This window comes from Nocardia sp. CC213A, assembly GCF_030766805.1.
GTDB classification, from domain to species: domain Bacteria; phylum Actinomycetota; class Actinomycetes; order Mycobacteriales; family Mycobacteriaceae; genus Nocardia; species Nocardia otitidiscaviarum.
Map to the genome: position 1 here is coordinate 576,746 of NZ_JASFXA010000001.1, position 24,265 is coordinate 601,010.

General features: G+C 67.2%; 27 protein-coding genes. 17 read left to right on the top strand and 10 right to left on the bottom strand.

The genetic code is table 11. The features are described from left to right. Positions 1–199 precede the first annotated feature (199 nt). Genes mptB through QJS31_RS02695 form a run of 3 tightly spaced genes read left to right on the top strand, consistent with a single transcriptional unit; the run spans position 200 to position 3,593 of the window. The gene (gene mptB, locus QJS31_RS02685; RefSeq protein WP_282778160.1) at positions 200–1,882 is read left to right on the top strand and encodes a polyprenol phosphomannose-dependent alpha 1,6 mannosyltransferase MptB; all 1,683 of its coding nucleotides are present in this window, start codon (positions 200–202) and stop codon (positions 1,880–1,882) included. Continuing rightward, positions 1,876–2,814: an ABC transporter ATP-binding protein gene (locus QJS31_RS02690; RefSeq protein ID WP_372341527.1), complete on the top strand. Its 939-nt coding sequence runs from the start codon at positions 1,876–1,878 to the stop codon at positions 2,812–2,814. Before mptB ends, QJS31_RS02690 begins: the two co-directional genes overlap by 7 nt. After that, on the top strand, positions 2,811–3,593 hold the full coding sequence (locus QJS31_RS02695; protein WP_306355868.1) for an ABC transporter permease: 783 nt from the start codon (positions 2,811–2,813) through the stop codon (positions 3,591–3,593). The genes QJS31_RS02690 and QJS31_RS02695 overlap by 4 nt, the downstream gene beginning before the upstream one ends. Positions 3,594–3,648: 55 nt before the next feature. Here the strand turns inward: QJS31_RS02695 and QJS31_RS02700 are convergent, their stop codons facing one another. Then, on the bottom strand, positions 3,649–4,065 hold the full coding sequence (locus QJS31_RS02700) for a VOC family protein (protein WP_306355869.1): 417 nt from the start codon (positions 4,063–4,065) through the stop codon (positions 3,649–3,651). Positions 4,066–4,156: 91 nt separating this feature from the next. Between QJS31_RS02700 and QJS31_RS02705 the strand changes: the two genes are divergently transcribed. Further along, positions 4,157–5,110 carry a YafY family protein gene (locus QJS31_RS02705; RefSeq protein WP_282778167.1) on the top strand — a complete coding sequence of 318 codons (954 nt, stop codon included), beginning with the start codon at positions 4,157–4,159 and terminating at the stop codon, positions 5,108–5,110. A 58-nt stretch (positions 5,111–5,168) separates the two neighbouring features. After that, a complete protein-coding gene (locus tag QJS31_RS02710) occupies positions 5,169–6,143 on the top strand; it encodes a heme A synthase (RefSeq protein ID WP_306355870.1) in 975 nt (324 codons plus the stop codon). A 3-nt stretch (positions 6,144–6,146) separates the two neighbouring features. Here QJS31_RS02710 and QJS31_RS02715 read toward each other — a convergent pair whose 3' ends face one another. Together QJS31_RS02715 and QJS31_RS02720 are read right to left on the bottom strand one after the other, a co-directional pair. After that, positions 6,147–6,359 (bottom strand): DUF397 domain-containing protein, encoded by a 213-nt coding sequence (locus QJS31_RS02715; RefSeq protein WP_282778171.1) that lies wholly within the window; start codon positions 6,357–6,359, stop codon positions 6,147–6,149. After that, on the bottom strand, positions 6,356–7,246 hold the full coding sequence (locus QJS31_RS02720) for a helix-turn-helix transcriptional regulator (RefSeq protein WP_282778173.1): 891 nt from the start codon (positions 7,244–7,246) through the stop codon (positions 6,356–6,358). Before QJS31_RS02720 ends, QJS31_RS02715 begins: the two co-directional genes overlap by 4 nt. 162 nt (positions 7,247–7,408) lie before the next feature. On the opposite strand from QJS31_RS02720, the gene QJS31_RS02725 reads away from it, so the two are divergent. Continuing rightward, positions 7,409–7,702, top strand: a complete 294-nt coding sequence (locus QJS31_RS02725) for a hypothetical protein (RefSeq protein ID WP_306355871.1) — start codon at positions 7,409–7,411, stop codon at positions 7,700–7,702. A 933-nt stretch (positions 7,703–8,635) separates the two neighbouring features. Continuing rightward, on the top strand, positions 8,636–9,070 hold the full coding sequence (locus QJS31_RS02730) for an SMI1/KNR4 family protein (RefSeq protein WP_282778176.1): 435 nt from the start codon (positions 8,636–8,638) through the stop codon (positions 9,068–9,070). A gap of 388 nt (positions 9,071–9,458) precedes the next feature. Here QJS31_RS02730 and QJS31_RS02735 read toward each other — a convergent pair whose 3' ends face one another. Next, positions 9,459–9,866, bottom strand: coding sequence for a PPOX class F420-dependent oxidoreductase (locus QJS31_RS02735; protein ID WP_282778178.1), 408 nt, complete (start codon positions 9,864–9,866; stop codon positions 9,459–9,461). Positions 9,867–9,975: 109 nt separating this feature from the next. Here QJS31_RS02735 and QJS31_RS02740 point away from each other — a divergent pair, with 109 nt between their 5' ends. Further along, complete coding sequence (locus QJS31_RS02740; RefSeq protein WP_282778180.1) at positions 9,976–10,554, top strand: dihydrofolate reductase family protein; 579 nt, start codon at positions 9,976–9,978, stop codon at positions 10,552–10,554. 30 nt (positions 10,555–10,584) lie between these two features. On the opposite strand, the gene QJS31_RS02745 is transcribed toward QJS31_RS02740, so the two are convergent. Then, positions 10,585–11,268: a hypothetical protein gene (locus QJS31_RS02745; RefSeq protein WP_306355872.1), complete on the bottom strand. Its 684-nt coding sequence runs from the start codon at positions 11,266–11,268 to the stop codon at positions 10,585–10,587. A 204-nt stretch (positions 11,269–11,472) separates the two neighbouring features. On the opposite strand from QJS31_RS02745, the gene QJS31_RS02750 reads away from it, so the two are divergent. Together QJS31_RS02750 and QJS31_RS02755 are read left to right on the top strand one after the other, a co-directional pair. Then, positions 11,473–12,471, top strand: a complete 999-nt coding sequence (locus tag QJS31_RS02750; RefSeq protein ID WP_282778183.1) for a methyltransferase — start codon at positions 11,473–11,475, stop codon at positions 12,469–12,471. 202 nt (positions 12,472–12,673) lie between these two features. Beyond that, complete coding sequence (locus QJS31_RS02755) at positions 12,674–13,120, top strand: hypothetical protein (RefSeq protein ID WP_282778185.1); 447 nt, start codon at positions 12,674–12,676, stop codon at positions 13,118–13,120. 130 nt (positions 13,121–13,250) lie between these two features. On the opposite strand, the gene QJS31_RS02760 is transcribed toward QJS31_RS02755, so the two are convergent. Further along, positions 13,251–13,823, bottom strand: coding sequence for a GNAT family N-acetyltransferase (locus QJS31_RS02760; RefSeq protein ID WP_282778187.1), 573 nt, complete (start codon positions 13,821–13,823; stop codon positions 13,251–13,253). A gap of 176 nt (positions 13,824–13,999) precedes the next feature. Here QJS31_RS02760 and QJS31_RS02765 point away from each other — a divergent pair, with 176 nt between their 5' ends. From QJS31_RS02765 to QJS31_RS02785, 5 genes are all read left to right on the top strand, one after another. Next, positions 14,000–14,743: a DUF222 domain-containing protein gene (locus tag QJS31_RS02765; protein ID WP_306355873.1), complete on the top strand. Its 744-nt coding sequence runs from the start codon at positions 14,000–14,002 to the stop codon at positions 14,741–14,743. Beyond that, on the top strand, positions 14,730–15,794 hold the full coding sequence (locus QJS31_RS02770) for an HNH endonuclease signature motif containing protein (protein WP_306355874.1): 1,065 nt from the start codon (positions 14,730–14,732) through the stop codon (positions 15,792–15,794). Before QJS31_RS02765 ends, QJS31_RS02770 begins: the two co-directional genes overlap by 14 nt. Positions 15,795–16,196: 402 nt before the next feature. After that, positions 16,197–16,724, top strand: a complete 528-nt coding sequence (locus QJS31_RS02775; protein WP_282785753.1) for a DUF1990 family protein — start codon at positions 16,197–16,199, stop codon at positions 16,722–16,724. A 202-nt stretch (positions 16,725–16,926) separates the two neighbouring features. Beyond that, the gene (locus QJS31_RS02780) at positions 16,927–18,099 is read left to right on the top strand and encodes a hypothetical protein (protein WP_282785752.1); all 1,173 of its coding nucleotides are present in this window, start codon (positions 16,927–16,929) and stop codon (positions 18,097–18,099) included. After that, positions 18,096–18,416, top strand: a complete 321-nt coding sequence (locus QJS31_RS02785; RefSeq protein WP_282785751.1) for a hypothetical protein — start codon at positions 18,096–18,098, stop codon at positions 18,414–18,416. Before QJS31_RS02780 ends, QJS31_RS02785 begins: the two co-directional genes overlap by 4 nt. Before the next feature lie 3 nt (positions 18,417–18,419). On the opposite strand, the gene QJS31_RS02790 is transcribed toward QJS31_RS02785, so the two are convergent. From QJS31_RS02790 to QJS31_RS02805, 4 genes are all read right to left on the bottom strand, one after another. Continuing rightward, positions 18,420–18,977: a putative immunity protein gene (locus tag QJS31_RS02790; RefSeq protein ID WP_282785750.1), complete on the bottom strand. Its 558-nt coding sequence runs from the start codon at positions 18,975–18,977 to the stop codon at positions 18,420–18,422. A 285-nt stretch (positions 18,978–19,262) separates the two neighbouring features. Next, positions 19,263–19,811 (bottom strand): hypothetical protein, encoded by a 549-nt coding sequence (locus tag QJS31_RS02795; RefSeq protein WP_282785749.1) that lies wholly within the window; start codon positions 19,809–19,811, stop codon positions 19,263–19,265. An 84-nt stretch (positions 19,812–19,895) separates the two neighbouring features. After that, positions 19,896–20,816, bottom strand: coding sequence for an alpha/beta hydrolase (locus tag QJS31_RS02800; RefSeq protein ID WP_306355875.1), 921 nt, complete (start codon positions 20,814–20,816; stop codon positions 19,896–19,898). A 528-nt stretch (positions 20,817–21,344) separates the two neighbouring features. Next, positions 21,345–21,968 carry a TetR/AcrR family transcriptional regulator gene (locus tag QJS31_RS02805; RefSeq protein ID WP_282783444.1) on the bottom strand — a complete coding sequence of 208 codons (624 nt, stop codon included), beginning with the start codon at positions 21,966–21,968 and terminating at the stop codon, positions 21,345–21,347. Between the two features lie 158 nt (positions 21,969–22,126). On the opposite strand from QJS31_RS02805, the gene QJS31_RS02810 reads away from it, so the two are divergent. Next, on the top strand, positions 22,127–23,059 hold the full coding sequence (locus QJS31_RS02810; protein WP_282783442.1) for a metal-dependent hydrolase: 933 nt from the start codon (positions 22,127–22,129) through the stop codon (positions 23,057–23,059). Further along, a complete protein-coding gene (locus tag QJS31_RS02815) occupies positions 23,059–24,216 on the top strand; it encodes a hypothetical protein (protein WP_282783441.1) in 1,158 nt (385 codons plus the stop codon). Before QJS31_RS02810 ends, QJS31_RS02815 begins: the two co-directional genes overlap by 1 nt. Positions 24,217–24,265 lie beyond the last annotated feature (49 nt).

A 24,265-nucleotide genomic window follows, 5' to 3' on the forward strand; every position in this document is an offset into this window, starting at 1 on the left:
GTAACCGTCCGTCGATCATCACCCGGCGCGCGGCGTCCGGCACGAGTAGCGCGCTACCTGATCCGGGGATTCACCTCGTGTTCGGCGAGTGGCAACCGATTCCGCGCGGCGGCGGGGAGGCTCGCGCGCCACACCGCCGGGCACGGCACGCATATGCCCGTGGCGGTGGACGGCGGCACGGCGAATTAGGCTACCGATCGTGGCGGTATCGGAAAGCGCGCGGCGCAGGATCATCGAGTGGGGACGCCGGGCACTGGGCCTGGACGTCCCGCCGTCGGACCACACCGCCGCCGCGCTGCACTCCGTCGAAACCGATGTGCCGGGTCTGGACAAGCGGGAGACGCTGCAGCTGGCCCGCATCCGGCTGCTCGGTGCCACCGGCGCGGTCATCATGGCCATTTCGGCGCTGGGGGTGGGCGCGCAGCCGGTGCGCCAGAATCCCACCTCCGGCCTGCGCATCATCGGCTTCTTCGCTCGCGCGCACACCTCCACCCTCGCCATGTGCATGATCGGCACGGTGCTGGTGGTGATGGCGTGGCTGCTGCTCGGCCGCTTCGCCATCGGCGGCTGGGGCGGCAATCCGCGGCATCGGCTCAGCCGCTCGCAGATGGATCGCACGCTGCTGCTGTGGATCATCCCGCTCAGTGTCGCGCCGCCCATGTTCAGCAATGACGTGTACTCGTATCTGGCGCAGAGCGAGATCGCGGTACGGGGCCTGGATCCGTACGAGGTGGGTCCGGCCGACGGGCTCGGGCTCAACAATGTGCTCACCAACAATGTCCCGAACATCTGGCGGGAGACGCCGGCGCCGTACGGGCCGCTGTTCCTGTGGATGGGCAAGGGTATCGCGGTCGTCACCGGGGACAACATCATCGCCGGGGTATGGCTGCACCGATTGCTGGTGCTGGGGGCGCTGGCCCTGATCGTGTGGGCGCTGCCGCGGCTGGCCCGCCGCTGCGGGGTGGCGGCGGTGAGCGCGCTCTGGTTGGGTGCGGCCAATCCGCTCGTGCTGCTGCATCTGGTCGGCGGCGTGCACAATGACGCGCTCATGCTCGGGCTCATGCTGGCCGGTCTGGAGATCTGCCTGCGCGCCATCGAGGACGCGTATCCGTTCGATCAGCGGGGCTGGGCGATACTGCTGGGCGGGGCGGGGCTGATCGCGCTGTCGTCCACGATCAAGATCGTCTCGCTGCTGGCGCTGGGTTTCGTCGGCATGGCGCTGGCCCGCAGGCTGGGCGGCGGCTTCCGGATGGTCGTCAAGGTCGGGTTGATATTGGGTGTGGTCGCCGGTGTGACCATCCTGTTCGTCACCACCGCCAGCGGACTCGGATTCGGCTGGCTGTACACGCTGAACACCGCCAGCGCCGTACGCAGCTACCTGTCGCTGCCGACCGCCATCGGTATCGCCACCGGTTTCGGCGGGGTCCTGCTCGGGTTGGGCGATCACACCACCGCGGTGCTCAGCATCACCCGGCCCATCGCGGCCACGCTGGCAGCCGTCGTGATCGTGCGCATGCTCTTCGCGACCTGGACCGGCCGCCTGCACGCGGTCGGCGCGCTCGGCGTTTCCCTCGGCGCGCTGGTGCTGCTGTTCCCGGTGGTGCAGCCGTGGTATCTGCTGTGGGCCATCGTGCCGCTGGCCGCCTGGGCGAACCGACCGGCCTTCCGGGTGCCCGCCATCGCCCTCTCGGTCGTGGTGAGCCTGCTCGTCATGCCGCGCGGCGCGGACTTCTATGTCTTCCAGATCGTGCAGTCCGCCATCGCCACCGTCATCGTGGGGCTGGCGTTCATCTTCCTCACCCGCAACGCGCTGCCGTGGCGCAATCAGCCGGGGGTGTCGGCTCCGTCACAGGAGGCCACGGCATACGGTGTCAGATCGTGACCGCAGCCCCCTCCGGACCCGCCGTGCGCGTCGACGGCGTCGTGAAGCGCTACGGCGACACCACCGCGGTCGACGGCATCAGCTTCGAGCTCGAACGGGCGCAGGTGCTGGCGCTGCTCGGACCCAACGGCGCGGGCAAGACCACGACCACCGAGATGTGCGAGGGCTTCGTCGTCCCCGACGCCGGACGGGTGCGGGTGCTGGGCCTGGACCCCATCGCCGACTCCGACCGGCTGCGCCCGCGCATCGGCGTCATGCTCCAGGGCGGCGGCGCGTATCCGGGTTCGCGAGCCGGGGAGATGCTGGACCTGGTGGCCTCCTATTCCGCCGATCCGCTCGATCCGGACTGGCTGCTGCGCACCCTCGGCCTCCAGGACGCGCGGCGCACGCCCTACCGGCGACTGTCCGGCGGTCAGCAGCAACGGCTTTCGCTGGCGTGCGCGCTGGTCGGGCGTCCCGAGATCGTCTTCCTCGACGAGCCCACCGCCGGCTTGGACGCGCAGGCGCGACATCTGGTGTGGGAGCTCATCGACGCGCTGCGCCGCGACGGGGTGAGCGTGCTGCTCACCACCCATCTCATGGACGAGGCCGAACAGCTCGCCGATCAGCTGGTCATCATCGACCACGGCCGCATCGTCGCCCAGGGCACCCCGAGCGAGGTCACCTCGCACGGGGCCGAGGGCCGCCTGTGCTTCACCGCCCCACCGAATCTCGATCTGCGCCTGCTGGAAACCGCCCTGCCCGAAGGCTTCTCGCCGCGCGAGATGTCCCCCGGCTCCTATCTGCTCCAGGGCGACATCACCCCGCAGGTGCTGGCCACGCTGACCGCCTGGTGCGCCCGTATCGACGTGCTGCCCACCGATATCCGCATCGACCAGCGCCGCCTGGAAGACGTATTCCTCGAACTGACCGGACGGGACCTACGGGGATGATCGACACCGCCAATCGTTTCGCGCCCGGGACCTTCGCGCCCGCCCCCAGGCCCACCACCCGGGGCGCCATGCTGGCGGCGCAGACCCGGCTCGAGCTGATCCTGTTGCTGCGCAACGGCGAACAGCTGTTGCTGACCATGTTCATTCCGATCACGCTGCTGATCGGATTGACGCTGCTGCCGCTCAACGGTCTGGGCGACACCCGGGTCGACCGCGTGGTGCCCGCCGTCATGATGGTGGCGGTCATGTCCACCGCCTTCACCGGGCAGGCCATCGCCGTCGGCTTCGACCGGCGCTACGGTGCGCTGAAACGCCTCGGCGCGACGCCGTTACCGCGCTGGGGCATCGTGGCGGGCAAGTGCGCGGCGGTGCTCATCGTGGTGGTGTTGCAGTCGATTCTGCTGGGGGCCATCGGATTCGCGCTGGGCTGGCGGCCCACGCCGCTCGGCCTGCTCCTGGGCGCGCTCGTCATCGGCCTCGGCACGGCGACCTTCGGCGCGCTGGGACTGTTGCTCGGCGGCACCCTCAAGGCCGAGATCGTGCTGGCCCTGGCCAATATCCTCTGGTTCGTCATGCTCGGCATCGCGAGCCTGGTGCTCATGTCCGACGATCTGCCGTCGGCGGTGAACCTGCTGGCGCGCGCGGTGCCCTCGGGCGCGCTGTCGGAGTCCCTGACGCGTGCCCTGGCGGGCGGGATCGACTGGTACGGGGTCGCGGTGCTGGCGGTGTGGGGTGGCGTGAGCGGCTGGCTCGCCACCCGGTACTTCCGCTTCGACTGAGTCGGCACCCCCGCGCGGTCGCGGCCTGCCCGCTGACACCGGGGCGTGCCGCCGCTCACTCCCCCTTGATCCGGCTCACCGTATCCAGGTAGTGCTGGTTGAACATCACGCCGAGCACATTGCCGAACGGGTCGACCACCGAGGCGGTGACGAAGCCGGGGCCGTGTTCGGTGGGCTTGGCGTGTTCGGTCGCGCCGAGGGCGAGCAGCCGCGCGAACGCGTCCTCCACATTGTCGACGGCCCAGTACGTCATGGTGCCCGACGGCGTCTCCGACATGGGGTGCGGGGCGTACCGGCTGTCGAGGATGCCGAATTCGTGCTGGTAGTCGCCGATACGGAATTCGACGTAGGCCAGCTGCCCGCCGAAGTCCTTCTCGAAGTAGGGCTGCACGCCGAATACCTCGGTGTACCAGCGCACGGCGGCCGGCACATCGGCGGCGAAGTGATTGACGGTGGTGAGTCCACGCAACATGGGGGTTGTTCCTTCTCTCGGTGAGTGATGAGACCAAGTCTTCCCCGTAAAGTGCTCACCGATTGAGCACTTTTTCTGGGAATCTGAATTCATGCGCGCCGACCGACTCGTAGCCACTCTCCTGCTCATGCAAGCGCGGGGCCGGGTGACCGCCGCCGAACTCGCCGAGGAGCTGGAGGTGTCGGTGGCCACGGCCCGGCGTGATCTGGAGGCTCTCTCGACCGCGGGCATCCCGGTGTATCCGCAGGCCGGGCGGGGCGGCGGCTGGTCGCTGCTGGGTGGTGCGCGCACCGATCTCAGCGGCCTGTCGGCCACCGAGGCACAGGCGCTGTTCCTGCTGGTCGGTCCGGCCGCCGCGGTCTCCGGCGAGGCGAAAGCCGCGCTGCGCAAACTGGTTCGGGCGCTCCCCCAGACCTTCCGGGCGGAGGCGCAGGCCGCCGCCGACGCCACCCTCATCGACTCCGCGCGCTGGGGCGAACCGATCCGGCGGCGTCCGGAGATGGTGGATCGGCTGCAAACCCGCGTGGTGCGCCGCCAGACGGTGCTGCTCACGTATGCGAGCGCCACCGGACGGCGATCCGTGCGCGCGGTGGATCCGTGGGGTCTGGTCGATAAGGACGACACCTGGTATCTCATCGCGGGAACCACGAAGGGGCAGCGCACCTTTCGCGTCGACCGCATCGTGGCGGCCGATCCGACCGGCGAAATCTTCGAACGCCCCGACGATTTCACTCTCGCCGCCGCCTGGGACGAGGTCGTCGGCGAGATGGAACGCATCCGCTCCCGCACCTGGGCGACCCTGCTCGTGGACACGCGGCTGGTGTACGTGCTGCGCGACAACTTCGGGCGGCACTGCGAGACCGAGGCCGACCTCGACGACGGCCGCAGCCGTGTCCGGGTGGGCGCGCCCACCCCCTTGGACATCGCGCGTCATCTCGCCGGATGGGGTGCCGACGTCGAGGTGCTCGGGCCACCGGAGGTGTGCGCCGAACTGGCGCGCATCGGTGCCGAACTCACCGCACGCTACGACCCCCGCACCGCTTAACGACAATTCGTAGTAGACCGGTTGACGGGCCGGAATCCGCTCCCGCTACCATCGGTGCGTGCTCCCACGCGCATTCCAGCGACTAGCCGACCTGTTCCCGCTGCCCTCCCTGCGAGTGCAGCGCATCATCGCCTTCGCGGTGATCCTCTCCCAGGCCGGCATCTCCGTCACCGGAGCCATTGTCCGCGTCACCGCCTCCGGTCTCGGCTGCCCCACCTGGCCGCAGTGCTTCCCCGGCAGCTTCGTGCCGGTCACCGTGGCCGAGGTGCCGGTGATCCACCAGGCGGTGGAGTTCGGCAACCGGCTGCTCACCTTCGTGGTGTGCCTGTTCGCGGGCGCGGTGGTGCTGGCCGTGACGCGCGCCCGGCGGCGGCGTGAGGTGCTGGCGTACGCGTGGCTCATGCCCGCGGGCACGGTCGTACAGGCCGTCATCGGCGGCGTCACGGTGCTGACCGGTCTGCTGTGGTGGACGGTGGCGGTGCATCTACTGGCGTCCATGGTCATGGTGTGGCTCGCGGTGCTGCTGTACGCGAAGATCGGTGAACCCGACGAGGGTGTTCCGACTGTCCAGGCCCCACGTCCGATTCGAATGCTGACGGCACTCAGTGCCGTGGCCATGTCCGGCACCCTGGTCGCCGGGACCCTGGTGACCGGCGCGGGGCCGCACGCCGGTGACAAGAGCCTGGAACGCCCGGTCGAACGCCTGGAGGTGGAGATCGTCCCCCTGGTCCACCTGCATTCGGAACTTCTGGTCACCTACCTCGCCCTGCTGGTGGGCCTCGGCTTCGCGCTGGCGGCGGTGGGCATGACCCGCGCCATCCGCCTGCGCCTCACGGTGGTGATCGCCATCGTCTGCGCCCAGGCCCTGGTCGGAGTCGTCCAATACCTCACGGATGTCCCCGCTGCTCTGGTCGCCCTGCACGTCGGCGGCGCGGCCGCGTCGGTGGCCGCCACCGCCGCCCTCTGGGCCGCCATGCGCACCCGCGAACCGGTCCCCGCCGAACGCCGCGAAACCGCCGCCACCCCGGCCTGATCCCTACCGCCCGGGCAGGTCGAACCTTCCGGCCCGCAGCGCGGCGGTGAAGGCGTCCCACGCGGTCCCGCCGAACACCAGCGCGGGACCGGACGGGTGCTTGGAATCACGCACGCCGACGCGTCCGTGCGGAAGGTGCGCGGCCTCCACGCATTCGCCGCTCGGCTGGCTGTAGCTGCTCTTCAACCAACTAGCACCGGATAGGGCGACGCTCACGCTTGCATCTCCTTCGCGAGATCGAGAACCAGTTGCCTGCTGGCAGATTCGTCCAATGCTACGCGGCCGATGTCCGCAATCGCCGCCCGATAACGCTCGATCACGGCGGCCTCTTCCAGGAACAGCGAGCCTTCGCGCAACTCGACGAAGACGATGGGCGGCTCGATCAGGCCCCGCTGCTGCAACGGCGGAAACTCCAGCAAGATAAAGGATTGCGCGATCAGTCCGAGGTAGCTGCCCACACTGTGCGGCACGACTCGAATAGACACGTTCGGGAGCTGTCCGACGTCGGCCAGATGCGCGAGCTGCGCACCCATGACTGCACTACCGCCGACCTGGTGCCGCAGCACCGATTCCGAGAGCAGCACATTCATCGTGAATCCGCTGTCTTCCGTAATCTTGGCCTGCCGCCGTGCCGCCAACTCGATTCGTCGTTCCACATCCACCGCGGACCTGTCCGGATCTTCGGTCAGCAGCATCGACCGGCGGTAGGCCGAGGTTTGCAGCATGCCCGGCACCAACACGATCTGAAACGTGGTCAGCCGGTCGCATTCCTGTTCGAGATGCATGTAGTGATCGAAATGGCTGGACACCAGATCCGAGTACGCCCGCCACCACCCGCCTTTGGGATCACCCTTCGCGGCCTTCGCCTCCGCGAGCAACCCGAGCACCCGTTCCCGCTCGGCCGGGTCCGCCCCGTACAGGTCCAGCAGCGCGTGAAACTGCGGCGTGCTGATCTTGACCGGCCGTCCCGCCTCGAGCCGGTTGATACTCGGCGGCGACATATCGATCGCCAATCCCGCTGCCAATTGCGACTTCTTGGCCCTGAGTCGAAGCTCGCGGAGGAGTCGGCCCAGCGCTCGTCGGGGAAGGGTGGAGCCAGCCATATCGTTAGCCTCGCTACCCGGGTACGTGTCTCGCTGAAATGGATCACGCTGAACGTTCAGTGTATTCCGTATCGATTTCTGTGTGAACGTTTCAGCGCACCGAGATCCGGTGTCTACTGGTCTCATTCGACTTCCGGAACACCAGACCGACCGGAGATACCGATGAGCATCGTCAATGCGCAACCCGATCACCACGCAGCGGATGTTCTCCCCACATGGGTGCGGGTGGACCACCCCGTCGTCGAACTGTCCGCGACGAGCGGAATCGTCCTGACCCACACCAAGATCCGCCGCATCACCCCCACTCATATCGAACTCTGGTGCGGCAAAACCTACCTCCGCGATTCCATGCGCCCCGCCGCCGACCCCCACCGGGTGACCTTCACCCGCCCCAACTCCTACCTGCCCGGCGTGCGAGTCCGACTCGCCAGCCCCGCCCACCCCGAGGCCCGATAACCATGACCGAATACATTCCCCCGCGTACCCTGCAACTGGCAGCCTGCGACTACACCGGCCCCATGAACCCCCTCGACGCCCGCGAAGCCCAAGCCCTGCACCGCGATTGCGATCCCACAACCTGCACCACGGCACGCCGCGTTGCCGAGAACTGTACCGCTCCCCCACCATTCCGCCCCAGGTGACAGCACGATCCGCGTCACCGACGTGCGCGGCGGACACGCTCGATCTGGAGCAAGAACGTCTGCACATGCCGCGTACAGGTCGGTCCGAACCGCCGGCCCGGTGCAGCTGAAGATCAACGCCCGTGATCATGCCGGGACGTTCGTGCGTCCAGGAATGTCAGCTACTCCCGAAGGCCGAACCCTCGGAAGGGTCTGTCGCTACGATCCGGTCATGGAATTCGAAACCTGGTTCGATGGAAACATCCAGGCGACGGCGGTCGACCCTACACAGCCCATCAGCGCCAGGGACTACTCGAATATCACGTTCGTCAGAAACGGACCACCCATCGCCCACGCGGTGGCCGCAGGAAGCAGTCAACCCGAATGCGGCGCAGACGTGCGTGTGCTACCCCACGGATTCCCGTGGATACATCCCGTACCCGACTGGTGGGAACGCTGCCCGGAGTGCGTTGCCCGCCACCCGCTCTGAATCCCGTTGCCAGTCTCCCGCCCATGCCGCATATGGATTGCCCCAGCGCGAGCACACCGCAGTAGCCAGGCAGCTAACGCACTGAACTGCCGATGAGCGCGCGACGTCGTATCAGCCGTGTTCACGGTAGTCTTCGAACTCCCACATGCCGATCCGACCAATTTTGGCGGATGGCCACTGCGAGCGCGAGCGGCTCGATCCGCCCTACACTCACGCCGCGACAACCATCCGTTCAGGCCGCACGGCGCGCTCTCCGGATCGCCGTGAGAGGATCCGTGCATGTGGAAAGAGCTGATCGGCCAGCTGTATCCCTGGGCGGAGTTCGGCGCGCCGGCTTCCGATGCTGAGATCGACCAGATCGAGGAGCGACTCGGCTATCCGGTGCCCGACGAGCTGCGCGACCTGCTTCGGCAAGCGAACGGTGTGGAAACCGGAGACGATCTGGTGTGGCCGATCCAGCAGATCATCACCGATAATCTCGAGTTCCGCAGCAATGCTGACTTCGCCGAACTCTACAAGCGCTTCGATCATCTTATGTTCATCGGCAGCAACGGAGGCGGTGACCAGTTTGCCTATCTTCGAGGATCTGAAGGTTGGGCCGACGGGATCTATGTATGGGACCACGAAACTGACGAACGCGAGAGTGTCTCTGGTTCGCTGAGCAATTACGTGCGATGGCGTTCGGGCGCCGAGGGCGACTCACGCTACCGGTGACAATTCCATTGCTCCGAGATCGAACCTGAATATCACCAGCGCGTACGAAGGTCAGCAACGCGCGTGCAGACCTGCCCGTATTCTGAATCCGGAGCATAGTGGGAGGGACCCGGGCAAGGACGTCACATTCAGGTCGAGCGCTTTACCAGTATCGATGTCACCGCCCAGACCGCCGTCGCCGACACCGAACTGCGGATTTCGACAATGGCTGGCCTCCAGGACGTGGGTTTCATGCTCGAACACAGCGCTGACAGCTGGCGAATGTGTTCGACTGATCGACCGATCCCCTGACGAACAACGAAGCCGAGTTGATCGTCACGGTTTCGTGACGGCTTTCCTGCAATAGCGCGCCTGAGAGCGCTTCCCGAGAGATGGGTGCCATCGTCCGTCAGTGCCAGGTGTGGTGCGTCTCGTACCACTGCTCACCCACCTGCTCACCCGCCAGGTTCCAGCTCCACGATTGGCTGGGTGTGATCCTCAGATAATGCCCCGGGCCCACGTGACCAACCCGTTCCACCGGCGGCTCGGCGCGACCGTACACGCGTATCCCGCGCGCGACGAAGGGATCCAGCGAGACGAGATCGTCCACGACGAGGGCGATCTCGGCGTTGCCCGCGGCCACGTTCCGCGCCTTGCGCGTCGCAGGGAAGGTCGCGCCGCCGCCGACCCAGAAATAGGTGCCGTCGTACTCGAACGCCACCGGCACCACATCCGGTTGGCCGTCGGCCGCGAGCGTGGCGAGCCGGGCGAGCGGCTGGGACCGGAGATAGGCGAGTTCGGCGTCGTCGAAGGTCATCTCCGGATTGTCGTACACCGGATCGCCACGGTCGACAGCGATGAATTTCGCCGTACTCCCCCGTCTGCACCAACGCACCCCGACGAAACCAACCCACGAGGAGAGCAGCATGACCGCCACCTACACCTGGGACGTCTTCGCCACCTTGGACGGCTACGGCTCCTATTCCGAGGACGGTCACTGGGGCGGCTATTGGGGCAAGCAGGGCCCCGAACTGCTGAAGCACCGTGCCGCCCTGTTCGCCACCGAGCAGCGGATGGTCTTCGGGGCCAACACTTTCCGGGAGACCGCCGAGATCATGTCCGCGGGCGTCGACCCCAACACGCTCGACGAGTGGAATGTCCGGACCATGCGGATGCCCGCCATCGTGGTCTCCTCCACCTTGACCGACACACTCGGCTGGCCGGACGCGACGATCGTCAGCGGCGATGCCGTGGAGATCGTCACCCGGCTCAAGCAGGAATCGGATGTGCCGCTGCGCTCACAGGCCAGCCTGTCGCTGAACCGGGCACTGATGGCGGCCGGTCTCGTCGACCGCCTCCAGCTGACCATCTTCCCCGTCATCTCCGGACGGACCGGGACCAGCCCCGTCCTCGCGGGGGCGAGCGACTTCGACCTCGAACTGCTCGAGAGCCGGACGCTCGACGGCCGCACGCAAGAACTCGTCTACCGCCCCACCCCACGCTGACGGCGCTCCCTCCCGGACGCTGCGTCAGCGTCATATCGCCGTACCTCGCGGTCGCGGCGGCGGCCAGCACGGTCGCCGCGGCGGCGAGCGCAACGGTCGCGGCCCAGCCGAACCAGCCGACGGCGGCGGCCCCGAAGGCCGTCCCGAGGCTGCCGCCGATGAAGTAGACGACCATATAGGCACTGTTGAACCGCGCGGGCGCATCCGGTTCGATATCCAGCACCGTGCTCTGATTGGCCACCTGGGCGGCGAACAGCCCGGCGCCGAAATACCGGCCGTCACGATCCCGAGTACGGTGGCCCGCCGCTGCGCCGCCGCGAAACGCCCTGCCACCGAACTCAATTGCGCCCCCACCGCCGAACCGGCCCCGATCACCCCGATCACCGGACCGAGCAGCCACGCCGACCCCACCACCGCATTTCCCGCCAACGCGACCGCCAGCGCACCGAATTGCGCCGACACCACCGTGCGCGGCGCGAACTGATCCACCAGCGGCACCAGCAACGCCAAGCCCACCAGGTAGCCGATCGGCCCGCAGGCCAATGCCGTACCGACAAGTGCCACCGAGGTCCGCAAGGACCCGGCCACGTCCGCGATGGCCGGTTGCAGCGGATACATGGTCGCGGTGCCGAGTGCCGCCGCGACGGCCATGAACAACACGACAGGTGTGCGCAGCACCGCGACGCGCGTATTCGAAACAAGGTCGATTTCCATGCCCCCGACGCTAGAAAGCGCGGCCCGACATATCCGGCGGAAATCGGCCCCCATAGCGGCCCGATGTCGGGCAGCGCGGCACGCGCCGGATCTCCCCCGCATGGCCGACGATCGACTACATCATCCCCACGGTCACTGATTCCCGCCGCCGAGCATGAGACCCGCTCTCGGCGTCCGCCGTATGCCAGGGCACAGTGGATCCTCGTGGGACACAACGACAGTACGGATTCTCTGCGCCGGCTGGCCGGTCTGGGCACCCCGATGGCGCTGCGGGTCGCGGTGACCTTGGGACTGCCCGATCGGCTCTCGGGCGAGGGTGCGTCCGTCGCCGAACTCGCGGTCGACCTCTCCGTATCCCCGATCGCGCTCGAGCTCCTGATCGCTCACCTCGCAACCCTCGGTATCGTCGAGCGCACAACCACCGGTTACCGCACCACCGCCTACGGGGCGCACCTCTGCACGACCGCCGACAACGGCCTCATCGATCTCCTCCACCTCGACTCCGCCGGCGGACGCGCCGAATTGGCCTTCGTCGAACTCGCCCACAGCATCACGACCGGCCGGGCCGCCTATCCCCGCCGTTACGGCCGGGACTTCTGGACCGATCTGGCCGACCATCCACCGCTGCGTGCGTCCTTCGACCGCCAGATGATCCATCGCCTGCACGCGCAAATCCCGCGCATGGTCACAGGTTTCGAGTGGTCGCGCTTTACCACCATCATCGATGTCGGCGGCGGCGCCGGCACGCTGCTGGCGGCCATCCTCACCGCGCACCCCTACATCAACGGCCACCTGATCGATCTCGAACCGACCGCCGCGCAGGCGCGCCGCACCTTCGCCGAACGCGGCCTCGCGCACCGCGCCCAGGTGACTGCCGCCAGCTTCTTCGAACCGCTGCCCACCGGCGGTGACGCCTACCTCCTGGTGGACATCCTGCACGACTGGGATGACGAACACGCCCACCACATCCTGGCCCGATGCGTCGAAGCCGCCGGCCCGGACAGCCGCGTACTCATCATCGAACCGGTCGGGGACCGCCGGGCCAGCACCGAATTCAATCTCGCCATGCTCGCGATATTCGGCAGCCGTGAACGACGCATCGACGAATTCCGTTCTCTCGCAGCGGCACATGACCTGGTACTCGAGGCGGTCCGCGATCTCACCGAGCAGCGCTGTCTGCTCGAGTTCCGGGTGGACCGATGAGGGTGTGCGAAACTACGCGTTCCGTTCTGAACAATCAGCTCGACGATGCGTTCAGGAGGCCCGGTAAGCGCACCCAGCGGCGAGCGAATCGCGGAACGAAGCTCTCTGTTCATGTAACCCGGGTTGCACACCCAGCTTTGCCCAAACCGCAACGAACGTCCGAACTTTGTCGCTTCAGCCCATCCCACCTACGGTATCCCCCATGGCAACGCTCGCAATCGACGATCTGCCCGCCCCGGCCGCGAATGTCCTGCGCCGACGAGCTCGAGCGGCCGGCCAGCCCCTCCCCGACTACCTCCGCGCGGAGCTGACCCGCCTCGCCGGAACCCGCGTGCCGGTAGACGCCATCGTCGATTTCCTCGAATCGGACAATCCCCCCAGCGATTCCGCCGAATTCGATGCCACCACAACAGCATTGAGCCACGAATACGACCTCCCCCCGGAAACCGTGCGGGTACTCACCCGCCGAGCGAACGCCACCGGAATCCCCCTCCCCGACTACATCCACCGAGAACTCCTCACCCTCGCCCGCCGCACCTCGATCGACGACGTGGTCCTCGAACTGCGCGAGGTCCAACAACAGAACCCCGAACTCCAGATCGACATGGAAGCGGTGATTTCCGCCGTCCGCTACGCCCGCGCCGATTAGACCCGCCCGCCCGAACGGACCGAGGGAGCAGCGGCCGGTCGCCGACTGCTGCGACGCCGGTGGCCTGACGCGCGTGACCTCACGCCCCACGACGCGCGAACGACCTCGCGGGCGAAACCGACACGGCGCATCACCGACTGCCTTCGGCAGTCGACCGACGGCGCGAACCGGGCCGCTCGAGGCGGAAGAATCGGCTACGCCGCACGCTGCCATCCCGACGGACGAACGTGTCCGGGTGCACGCCGAGGTCCGTCGCTCCGAGCTTGCCGATCGCGGCCGCCGATCGAGCGTTTCTTTCGTCGGTTCGAAACGTTACCCACTCTGCCCCCTGGTCGAATACCGCCGTGATCAGCATCCGCTTTGCTCGCATATTGACTCCGGTCCCCCACACCACGGGGCTGAGCTGAGTTCCCCCGATCTCGACGCCATCGGGCGCGGAAGGGTCCCAGATCAACGAACTCCTGCCGACCACGACCCCGGCGGCTCGAATGGCGTACGTGATCCATCGCCCCTCGGCCATTCGCGCCAGGATATCCGCGTTCACCTCGTCGGAATCGCGGGGCATACTCCGCGGAATGTGCTCCCACACGCGCTCATCGTTCAACGCCTCGAACAGCTCAGAGGCACAAGTGGGGTTGTACCGTCGCAGCGAGACTTCACCGTCTTCGAGGCAGTCGGCGGATTGATGTACGGGCCAGATCACGGTGAATATCCTTGCAGCGGTGAGGCTGACGCGCTACGGGACCGCTTGGCGATTCCCGTTGCTGCCGTGCGCGATCAACGAATTAACGGGATGAATCCGACACAGGCTAACTGAAGATTCTCGATTCACATTCCTTTATGGTTCTGCCGCAACGTATTTGGCGGTAGAATGGCTGTATGAATTCGGAGGGGGAAATCCAGCAGCGTGATCCCGCGCTCGCCATGTTGGTGACCGCGATCGACACGCTGTTGGCCGAGGACCTGACCGGATTCACCGACACCGCATTCGCTGCCCGCGTGCAAGGACTGGAAGCGTGTCGCCGCCGGTTGGAGGCGGTGGGGCATCGGCACGTGGTCGAGATCAACGACCGACAGTTGTGGACCACGACCGGATCGGTGGGGTTGTACCGGTACCTGGTGGAAACCCTGCGCCTGGCCAAAGCCGACGCCGTCGCCCGCGTGAAGACCGCCGCGCAACTGGGAATCATGACCAGCGCCTACGGCGAGCCGTGCGAACCCCGTCTGCCCGCCACGGCGGCCGCGCAGGCCGCGGGGGATCACGCGCGGGCGGTGATGCGGGTGATGGACCGCATCCCCGACACGGTCGACACCGAACACCGCGCCATCGCCGAGGAACACCTCGCCGACGCCGCCCGCACCGGCACCCCGGAGATGGTGGGCAAAGTCGGTGACCGCATCCTGGGCTACCTCGACCCCGACGGGACACTCACCACCGCCAAGGACCGCGCCCGCCTGCGGGCAGCCACCTTCGGGGAACAACGCCTGGACGGGATGAGCCCGTTCCACGGGTGTTTCGATCCCGAACTGCGCGCCATGGTCGATACCGTGTTCGCGAAATGGGCACGCCCGGGGATGTGCATGCCCGACGACCCCGACAGCCCCCCAGTTGGGGACGCATGACCCCGACGGGTTCGACCCGAACCGGTTGGCGGCCGCTGTCGGGCGTGATGTGCGCACTCCGGCGCAGCGGCGCCACAACGCGTTGACAGCGTTCCTGTCCGCCAGCGGGCCGGACAGGCTGGGCGCGCATCGTGGCCTGCCGGTCTCGATCGTGCTCACGATGTCGGTCACCGACCTGCTGCGCGGTGCGGGGGTGGCGCGGGCGGCGTCGGGGACGACGATCCCGGTGCGGGAAGCGTGGCGGATGGCGCAGGGCTCGATCCCGCTGCTGCTGCTCTTCGACGAAACTCAAGGCAAGCCCCTGTATTTGAGGGAGGGTGCGCGGATCGCGTCGTCGTGGCAGCGGTTGGCCGCCATCGCCCGCGACCGTGGCTGCACCCACCCCGACTGCTCCGCACCGGCGACGATGTGCGCGATGCATCACCTGATCCCGTGGGCCGCGCACGGTCCGACCGATATCGACAATCTCACTTTGGTGTGCGATGCCCATCATGCGCAGATCACCGCCGACCCGGAGGATCCGAGCGGGTGGGCCACCCACCGTGTCCCGGCTGGTGGCGTGGATGCGGGGCGGACGGCGTTCTGTCCACCGGTCTCGGTGGATCCGCGACGGCGACCGCGGGTGAATCGGTTCCATCACCCCGAACAGGTACTCGCCGTGAGCGTGAACCGCCGCCGCGCCCGGCTACTGGCCGACCGCACAGCCGAATCCCGGCGCAGCACCGATCGCATAGGCGAATCCCGGCGCAGCACCGCTCGAACGAGCGAATCCCGGCACGGCACCGCTCTAACCGGCGAATCCCGCCACGGCCAAGAGTCCTGTGACGGCCAGGATCTCCGCCACGCGCAGGAGTCCCACCACAGCGAGGCTCCCCAGCACGATCGGTCTCGCCACGGATACGAGTCCGGCCACACCAGCGAGGGCAATCCTGGCGAGTCCCGCTCCGGCCGTGCGCGTCAGCGCCGCGACTCGCACAATCACCCGGACGCCCACCTAGACGGATCCCGTCATGGATATCGCCCTCGGGAACCCCACCGCGCGCGCGAATAGTGCAGCGGTGCTGGACGCCGGGCGCATCCTCGCCGAGGGGCACCGCCGCTGAACTGCTTCGAAAACCCCCGCACACCCCTGCGGCGAAGTACCCGTCCTGCGGGGAGCCGGCGTGTCCCGGAGCCATCCCGGGCGTCTGCTCGACCATCGGAATCGCGAACACCTCGCCTAACTCAACCAACTCGTTCTCGCGCCTGGCCCGTACGCCACTCATCGGCACTCAGCAACGCGACCGTTCTCAATGGACGACAGTCCAGTCAGCCAGCGCGACCGGGAAACCGTCGCCCCAGCGCCAGCGAGGCGTCAAGATGTAGCGCTACGGTAAGGTTCGGCACGCCGTGTTGGCGGCGAGCGCTCAGCATCCCACGCTGTACCCGGCCGCAACCACTCTTCAGCGAGGTCTTGATGACTACCGCCGTCACCTACCAGCCGGTTGGAGCGACCCGCCCCACCGATCCACACTGGCAGGAGCACCCGGCTGGGTTTCGGTGGTTCGCGAAGACCGTCGCCATCGGACACGGCGACGAGTTCTGGGAGGACGTATCCAAGGATCTGTTGCGCTGGGGAGTCAAGCGGCGCAGTGGGTTCCGAGTCAGCCCGTGCGACAGTGCCGCCGATCGTGTCGCCGAGGGAGCGGAGTACCGGATCTCGGTCGGGCTCGGACCGGCATCGGTGCATGAGCCGGTGCGGGTGGTAGAGGTAGTCGACCTACCCGACCGACGCGGATTCGCCTACGGCACCCTCCCCGGGCACCCCGTATCGGGTGAGGAGGCGTTCATCGTCCACCGGGGACCGAACGGCACGGTTCATCTCACGCTGCGATCACTGACACGACCCGCACCCGCGGGGGTCTGGCGACCGGCCTTCCCCGTTCTCCTCCTCGCCCAGCGCTTCTACCGCCGTCGCTATCTGCGAGTGCTGATGGACTGACTGCGAGTGCTGATGGGCTGACAGCTTGTCGACGCGAACTGGCGGGCCGGGCCACGACCAACGAGATGGCCGAGCTCGACTCGCTACTCGAGGCATTGTGCGGGCTCTGCATTCCTGTATATCGAAAGGTTCGGCGAGCTTCTCCGATGCGGACCGCTCAGGGGCCACGCTGTTGCCGTTGGGCGGACGGTAGGTTCGGGTCATGGGGAGACCGATCTCAATCCTGCGTCTGCCGAACAGGTTCCACCGTCCACTCGCGATCGCGGTCGGCCTCGTGGTGGCGGTGGCCGTCGCGGGCGTGCTGCCGAGTTGGTGGTGTGGGCGGGATGCCGACGAGTGGTATCGCGGGGATGTGGGGCGGGTGCGTGGGCTCGCCGAGGAGCTGGTGGCTTTCGAGGCCGATGACGATGCGGGGCGGGCCGCCGGGTTGGCGGGGCTCGCCGAGATGTGGGGGTTGCTCGTTCATCAGATGACCGCGTTGGGGCTGGCACAGGTGTGTCTGGAGTATCCGGAGTGGCGGGAACGCTACGCGCCCATAGTGACTCGCGCGGCGGCCAAGAGTCTGCTGCCCGAGATGCGCGCGGAGTTCACCGCGGCCTGGCACGGCCGGGACGGGATGGCCGAGCTCGACAGCGCGGACGGGCACGCCTACCTGTCCTATCCCGCTCTCGCGCTCGGTATGGCGCGCGTGGTCGATCCGGCGTTCCCGGCCGACCTCGCGGTCCGACACGACGCGGTGGTCGCCGCGCTCGCGCGCCGGCTGCTCGCCTCCCCTACCGGCCTACTGGATACGTTTCCCGGTGAGGCGTACCCCACCGACGTGGCCGCAGTGGCCGCCGCGATCGCGGTGCACGGGCGTGCGACCGGTACCGACCACACCGCGGTGCTGTCGCATTGGGCGCAGCGGGTACGCGAGGTGCAGATCGATCGCGCCACCGGCCTGATCGTTCAGCGCATGGGGGTCGACGGCCGGGCCCATGACGCCCCGCGCGCATCCGGGACCGGTTTGGCGGCCTACTTCGCCGGATTCGCGGACCGAGCACTCGCCGCGGAACTGACAACGGCGCTGTTCCGCCAGGAGCGAACCGTCCTGGGCTTCAGTGCAATCGACGAGTACGGCGACGGCTACGACGGTCCAGGCGATATGGACAGCGGCCCCCTGATCCTCGGAACCTCCATCTCGGCAACCGGTTTCGCGCTCGCCCCGGCCCGCGCGTTCGGCCACCGCGATACCTTCACCCGCCTGTACCGCACCGCGAACCTCTTCGGCCTGCCGCTGCGCAGCGGCTCCCGCCTGCGCTTCGCCACCGGCGGCGCGATCGGCAATGCCCTCCTGCTGGCCTTCCTCACCTCCGGCCCGGAGCTCGCGTCATGAGCGCCCCCGACAGTTCGCGACTCCGCGCCGTATGGAAACCGCTGCGCATACCGCTGATCCTGATCGCGCTGTACCTCGCCCTGCATCCGATCGCGGCGGCATTGTCGGCACGACACGGATTCGGCTCACCCGATGGCATCGGCATCGCCTATCCGACCGTCACCAGCATGCTGGTGTGCTTGCGCATGGTCCTGCTGGTCGTCGTCCCGGCGATCCTGGCCTACCGCCTCGCCGCGCACCTGGCGAAGCGCGCGCTGCTCCGTATCCCCACCGATCCCACCCCGAAGCCACCCGATCCCGCCCTGTCCACGAACTGAATCTCACTCGTTCGCCGCCGACCGCCGCAGCGACACGTCCAGCTCCCGCCACAATTCGCCGACGCGCCCACGCCCGCTCGGGGCGGGCGGATACCGTCGCAGCACCCTGACCACGGTCGGACCCGCCAGCGCTACCGCCTCGGCTACGTGGGCGGCACCGACGGCGTGATCGTCACCGGCGTCGAGTTCCGAGGCATGAGCTGCGCAGGCGGCCGACATGAGGACGTGCCCACCCTGGGTCGCCTTCGCCAACGGGTGCAGATACGCGGCACCACCTGCATGGGCGGCCGCGCGCGCCGCCTCGGCCGCGGCACGCAACCCCCCGGCGTCTCGCGCGGCCCGGTGAGCGTCGAGAGCGGCCACGCGCAACGCCTGTGTGCGCCGACCGCCGTCGACGAAACGACGCGCCTCGTCGAGAACGATCCGCGGACGTCTATCGTCCGGGCGATCCCGCTCGAAGATCGCCTGCACGCGCTCCGCGCAGGCCACCGCATAGGCCGTGACCTCGCGAAGCTCGGCCATGGTGAGTTCGATCATCAGATCGCTGTCCGTCGTAGCCATAGCATTCAACCGTATCGTTGAACACGCCGTGGAGACTTTTCCGCAAAGAATCGAACTCAGCACGACAGAACCTTCGAACGAAGGTGCGGGGACATCACAGGGGATTCGAGGTCCGCTCGGCACTGGTGTCGGTGCGATTCTCTTCGGTTCGCCGCAGCCATTCCAGCAGCAGTGCCCGTTCGCTGTCGGTGCATGTTCCGGGCGGCACGCCGCGGTGAATTCGCCACTACCGCGGGCGTTCTCGCATCCCTGCCGCGCCGGTCCACCACTCCGGTCGGCGCGGTACTATCGACACTCCTCAGTCGACCGCGGTAATGACTTGCGCCCTGCGTGCGGTATGGCCTCGATCCCACCGAACCACGTGTACTCCGCCATGCAGAGGATCGTCATCAGCGGAAAGATCACCAACGGCGTCGCGAACACGACGTGCGGTGGCGTTGAGTACCGGAACGCATCGATCGGGATCCCCGCGAGTATCGCCGCGAATATCTGCCCGAGAACCACCACCACGGCGCCGGTCAGCACCAAGGGCACTCCAGTCCCCATGCCACGCAATAGAAGTACCGAACCGCTGCCCAACAGTCCCGCGACGAGGAGAGATGCCCAGGACAGCAGAGTGAGCAGACTGTCCGCGGTGATCGTCGAATCACCGAGCGCCAGGTACTCGGCGCCTTGCCACTTGCCTTCCTGCGACTGCATCCAGGCAGCGAATGCCATCAGCGCCCACACGAGCGCACCGGACAGGGCGAGCCAGGCAGCGATCCGGTAGCGAACGTGCCTGACTCGAATCCAACCCCGGAATGCCCGCGACACCACCGATCGGCCCACATCCATCGAATCCCCCTCCCTACCGAGCGTTTCCGTCGGGAGTGACATTAGCCGGGGGATGTGGAGAGATGGTGAGCGTTCACCACCTGTCTAGTCTTGACTCAACCGCTTCGTGAGCCAGGCTCCCACATGCTCGATCGCCTTGGCCGCCATGGTCGTCGGCGATGATGTGAAGCCGTGCACGGATTCGGGGTACACGCGCACGTCGAGGTCGTTGCCGGCGGCGCAGAGGCGGGCCGCCAGGGCCAGGTTGTCTTCGAGCAGGATGTCCGAGGCTCCGACGACCAGCAGGGTCGGCGGCAGGTCGCGGAGGTCGCCGAACAGCGGTGAGATGTCGGGGTTGGTTCGATCGGTGACGTGGCCGACGTATGCCGGGATGAAGTACTCGTCGGCGTACAGGCGGCCACCGGGAGTCTGCCCGCTGAGATCGTAGGCTCCGAATTGCAGTGCGGCACCGGCGAAGCGGTTAACGAGACCGCTGTCGCGCAGCCGGAGCAGGGTCGCCATGGCCAGGTTCGCGCCTGCCGACGCTCCACCCAGCGTCAGATTGCTTGTTCCGAACACTGTTTCGGCTTGCTCGACGAGCCAGCGGGCGGCGGTTTCGCAGTCGTCGGGAGCTGCCGGCCACGGATGTTCCGGGGCCAGACGGTAATCGACGCTCACCACGACGGCCCCGAGCGCATCGGCCAAACGCTCGTTGCGCATATCGTCCCCGGCCGCCGAACCCATGTAGAACCCGCCGGCGTGGATGTCGAGATGGGCACCACGAAGCGTGGTCGCCCGCGGAGCGATGATCCGTACGGGCACACTGCGCCCGCCCGCCTCGGCGAGTCGCTCGACCGCACGAGCACTCGACGGTGTCTGCGAATCAGCCTGCCGGTCACGCGCTTGCCGCAGCTCGTCGAAATCGGCTGGGCCGGAGGCGGCGGGCCGGGCGGCATTGTGCTGTCGACTCTCCTCCGCATAGGCGGTCAGCTCCGCATCGATCAGCGTCTCGAGCCCGAACCTCATGATCCTCCTCGTGGTTTCGCTTCCCGCCGACCCACGCCAGGGTCGGCGAACCACTCGGATTGTCTCTTGCCGTTGATCTTCCGAAGCAACCGGGCACAGCTATGACCGGAAGGAACCGCGAGCGACCATGCTCTGAATGCGCTAGGTCCGATACCGGCGACGGTCGTCCCTGGCGCGCAGGCGATCGGCATCGGCGGAGTCCGCCCACCAGCGTTCACAGAGCAGGATGTGCGGGTGATCCAGCAAAACAGGTGATAGCAGCGATTCCGCGATGGCTGCGGAAGTTCGTGCGGCGCTTGCCGATGCCACTGCTGCGAATACCACGACACTCCTCCTGTCAGCGTGGACACATCCCCGGCCACGCTTCAGGACTCCAGGGGGAACACCGACAACGATACGTGCTCACGCGCGGACAGTCGAACAGTCCGCAAACTCCGGCACAGCCGACACGACCCGGTTTCCGCCCTGTTTGCCGCTCGAGCCCGCCGAGCGATTCCACGGCGGCACACGTCTCACGATGTCAGTGCGTCAGAGTCCGCGCTGCGCGTATTCGCTCTGGGCGGCGATCGCGGAGCCCATCCACCGGCGCAGGTAAGCGCGCAACTGCCCCTCGGTACGCGGCGGACTCCCCGGGGACACGAAGAACGAGTGCATGGTGCGCAGGACGTACTCGACCAGTTCCAGCAACGCCGCGTCGTCGTAGCCGTACTTCTCCCAGTCCACGTCGAAGCGTCGGATCATCGACATGCCGAAGGCTTTGGCCTGTTCGGAGGTGAGGCTGTCGGGGTCGATGTTGGAGTAGGAGTTGGACAGCAGAATGCCCAGGTGCGGGGTGCGGCGGACCTCGGCGAGGGTGTAGACAACGCCCTCGGTCATGGCTTCGACGGGATCGACGAGCCCGGCGACGTGCGCGGTCAACCGGTCCAGAAAACTGTCGACCGAAGCGATGGCCGCCGCCGTCATCAATGCGTCGGCGCTGGGAAAGTACCGGTACACGGTCTGCCGGATGACGCCGAGCGCCTCCGCGACATCGGCGATGGTGATCGCCGCGCCGGTCTCCCCGATCAATTCGACCGCGGTGGCGACGATACGACTATGCGCCTCTTGGTCATTCGCGGGCGGACTCCCGCCCCATCCGCGTCTACGCGCCACCGGGCGGACAGTATCACAGCGGGCACACCACATCCGCGCAGGTGTAGCGGATTCCGACAAAGTGATCATACAGTTAGACGAGTAATTGTATGTTTGTCGCATCGCGCCACCCGGGCGCGACACCCGATCGACCCATTTCCCGAGGCGAGGTACGCCCTGTGACCCATGTGCAACCCCGAAAAATGGATTTCGGCTTCGAAGACGCCGACGTCCCCTTCCTGTGGAATCCGCAGAACCCGGCCTGGTCGAGCATGTCCAACGCGGTCTCGTTCCTGGCCGTCGGCTTCGAGAAGATGATCGTGAAGCTGATCATGCAGCTCAAGCCGGTACTCACCGATCCGGAAGTGGCCGCCGAGGCCAACGCGTTCATGCGACAGGAAGGCCACCACTCGACCGCGCACCGGCAGCACGTCAAGGCGCTCATCAAGCGGTATCCCGGGCTGCAGAACACCCTCGACGCGGTGATCGGCGAATTCGATCTGCTCACCGAGGCCACCTCGCACAACTACCGACTGGCCTACACCGCCGACCTGGAGGCGACCTTCACGCCGGTGTTCAAGCTCATGCTCGACAACGAGGACACACTGTTCCGGCCGGGTGACGACCGGGTCGCCTCGCTGTTCATCTGGCATTTCGTGGAGGAGGTCGAACATCGCAGCTCCGCGCTGATCCTGTTCAACGCCCTCGTCGGCGACGAGCTCTATCGGATGCGGATGGCGCCGTCGATCTTCGCGCATGTGATGAAGGTGATCCGGATCGCGTGCGCCGGATTCAACCAGCACGTCCCGCTGGCCGACCGGCAGGTCGACTCGCTGTCCATGTTCGCCCGGCACCGCGCCAAGCAGCGGGTGCTGGAGTACTTCGCGCCGTACCTGACCAAGGGTCCGATGCCGCGCGCCTTCGACGGGCTGTCGCGGCGGGAGCAGCTCACCGCCCTCGCCGGTGTGGTCCGCAGCCAGCTGCCCAAACATGATCCGGCACACGAGAAGCTGCCCGAGCTGGCCGACCGCTGGTTCGAGCGCTACGACGCCGGGTACGACTGCACCCGCTGGTACACCGCCGACGCGCTGACCGCTTCGGAGGCGAACTGATGGCAGACCTGTGCACGCCCACCTTCGCCGATCTCGCCGCGCGCATGGGCTTCTCCTGCGACGAGACCGGCGGGCTGGTCGAATTCCGCAATCCCGCCGCACTGGAGAACTGGACGCTGCCGGTGCTCGAGCTGACCGTCGTGCTCGGCTCGGTACTCGCGCTCGTGTACGCGATCGTCCGGCTACGCAGGCACGGTGACCCCACCAACCTGGCGCTCTGGTTCGGTGCGACCGCCTACCTGTTCATCATCGAACCGCCGCTGTACTTCCCGTCGGCCTTCGGCATCGCCGAACACGTCGATACCATGTTCGCGCACAACCTGTTCACGGTGGAATTCCTGTGGGGGCGGCTGCCGCTCTACATCATCGCGATCTATCCGCTGATGGCCACGCTCGCCTACGAAACCGTCAGAATGCTGGGCGTTTTCCGGCGCTACGGGGTTTTCCTCGGCGCGGCCTGCGTGGGATTCGTCCACCATGCCTACTACGAGATCTTCGATCAGATCGGCCCGCAGCTGCGCTGGTGGGAGTGGGCGGTCGACAATCCGATCAACCAGCCGATGTTCGATTCGGTGCCGCTGCCCAGTGTGGTCGTCTTCGCGGCGCTGTGGCCGATGTCGCTGGCACTGTGCGTGCACTACTTCGTCGGCCGCCACGTCGACTCCGGGAAGCACTTCAGCGGCCCGCAATTGGTCTGGCGCACAGTGGTTATCGGCCTGCTGGCGTCGGTCGGCACCTTCGTCCTGCCGCTGCCCGCGACGATCTTCGGCATGGGCAGCGACACTGTGCGCGGATTCCTCTACGCCGCAGAGCTTTTCGTGCTGTCGGTGGTGGCGGTGGCACTACTGGCCCGACAGTGGTTCGCGCTGCGCAACGGCACCGCCACCCCACCCGGCTACCGAAACCGCTTCGTGCAGTGGTATGCCGTGATCTATCTGGCCGTCATGGCGCTGCTCTGGATCACCGCCCTCCCCGACTTCCTCGCCGCGGAGGACGGTCTCACCGCCAACGGCGACCCCATCGGCAACCTCTGGTACACGATCGCCTGCTTCGTGATCGCCATCGCGGCCGCCGTCGCCATTTTCACCGTGCCGCAAGTTGACTCACGCGACGATCGACCGGAAGAGGCCGAACCCATCGCCACCGAGGCGAGTTAGCGCGGCCGCGACCGGGACACCGGACACCGGTCACCGATCCTTCCGTGTC

Coding starts and splice junctions, on each gene's coding strand:
- QJS31_RS02695 (WP_306355868.1), top strand. CDS start 2,811: ATGATCGACACCGCCAATCGTTTCGCGCCCGGGACCTTCGCGCCCGCC.
- QJS31_RS02700 (WP_306355869.1), bottom strand. CDS start 4,065: ATGTTGCGTGGACTCACCACCGTCAATCACTTCGCCGCCGATGTGCCG.
- QJS31_RS02705 (WP_282778167.1), top strand. CDS start 4,157: ATGCGCGCCGACCGACTCGTAGCCACTCTCCTGCTCATGCAAGCGCGG.
- QJS31_RS02720 (WP_282778173.1), bottom strand. CDS start 7,246: ATGGCTGGCTCCACCCTTCCCCGACGAGCGCTGGGCCGACTCCTCCGC.
- QJS31_RS02725 (WP_306355871.1), top strand. CDS start 7,409: ATGAGCATCGTCAATGCGCAACCCGATCACCACGCAGCGGATGTTCTC.
- QJS31_RS02730 (WP_282778176.1), top strand. CDS start 8,636: ATGTGGAAAGAGCTGATCGGCCAGCTGTATCCCTGGGCGGAGTTCGGC.
- QJS31_RS02735 (WP_282778178.1), bottom strand. CDS start 9,866: ATGACCTTCGACGACGCCGAACTCGCCTATCTCCGGTCCCAGCCGCTC.
- QJS31_RS02740 (WP_282778180.1), top strand. CDS start 9,976: ATGACCGCCACCTACACCTGGGACGTCTTCGCCACCTTGGACGGCTAC.
- QJS31_RS02745 (WP_306355872.1), bottom strand. CDS start 11,268: ATGGAAATCGACCTTGTTTCGAATACGCGCGTCGCGGTGCTGCGCACA.
- QJS31_RS02755 (WP_282778185.1), top strand. CDS start 12,674: ATGGCAACGCTCGCAATCGACGATCTGCCCGCCCCGGCCGCGAATGTC.
- QJS31_RS02765 (WP_306355873.1), top strand. CDS start 14,000: ATGAATTCGGAGGGGGAAATCCAGCAGCGTGATCCCGCGCTCGCCATG.
- QJS31_RS02780 (WP_282785752.1), top strand. CDS start 16,927: ATGGGGAGACCGATCTCAATCCTGCGTCTGCCGAACAGGTTCCACCGT.
- QJS31_RS02785 (WP_282785751.1), top strand. CDS start 18,096: ATGAGCGCCCCCGACAGTTCGCGACTCCGCGCCGTATGGAAACCGCTG.
- QJS31_RS02790 (WP_282785750.1), bottom strand. CDS start 18,977: ATGGCTACGACGGACAGCGATCTGATGATCGAACTCACCATGGCCGAG.
- QJS31_RS02795 (WP_282785749.1), bottom strand. CDS start 19,811: ATGGATGTGGGCCGATCGGTGGTGTCGCGGGCATTCCGGGGTTGGATT.
- QJS31_RS02800 (WP_306355875.1), bottom strand. CDS start 20,816: ATGAGGTTCGGGCTCGAGACGCTGATCGATGCGGAGCTGACCGCCTAT.
- QJS31_RS02815 (WP_282783441.1), top strand. CDS start 23,059: ATGGCAGACCTGTGCACGCCCACCTTCGCCGATCTCGCCGCGCGCATG.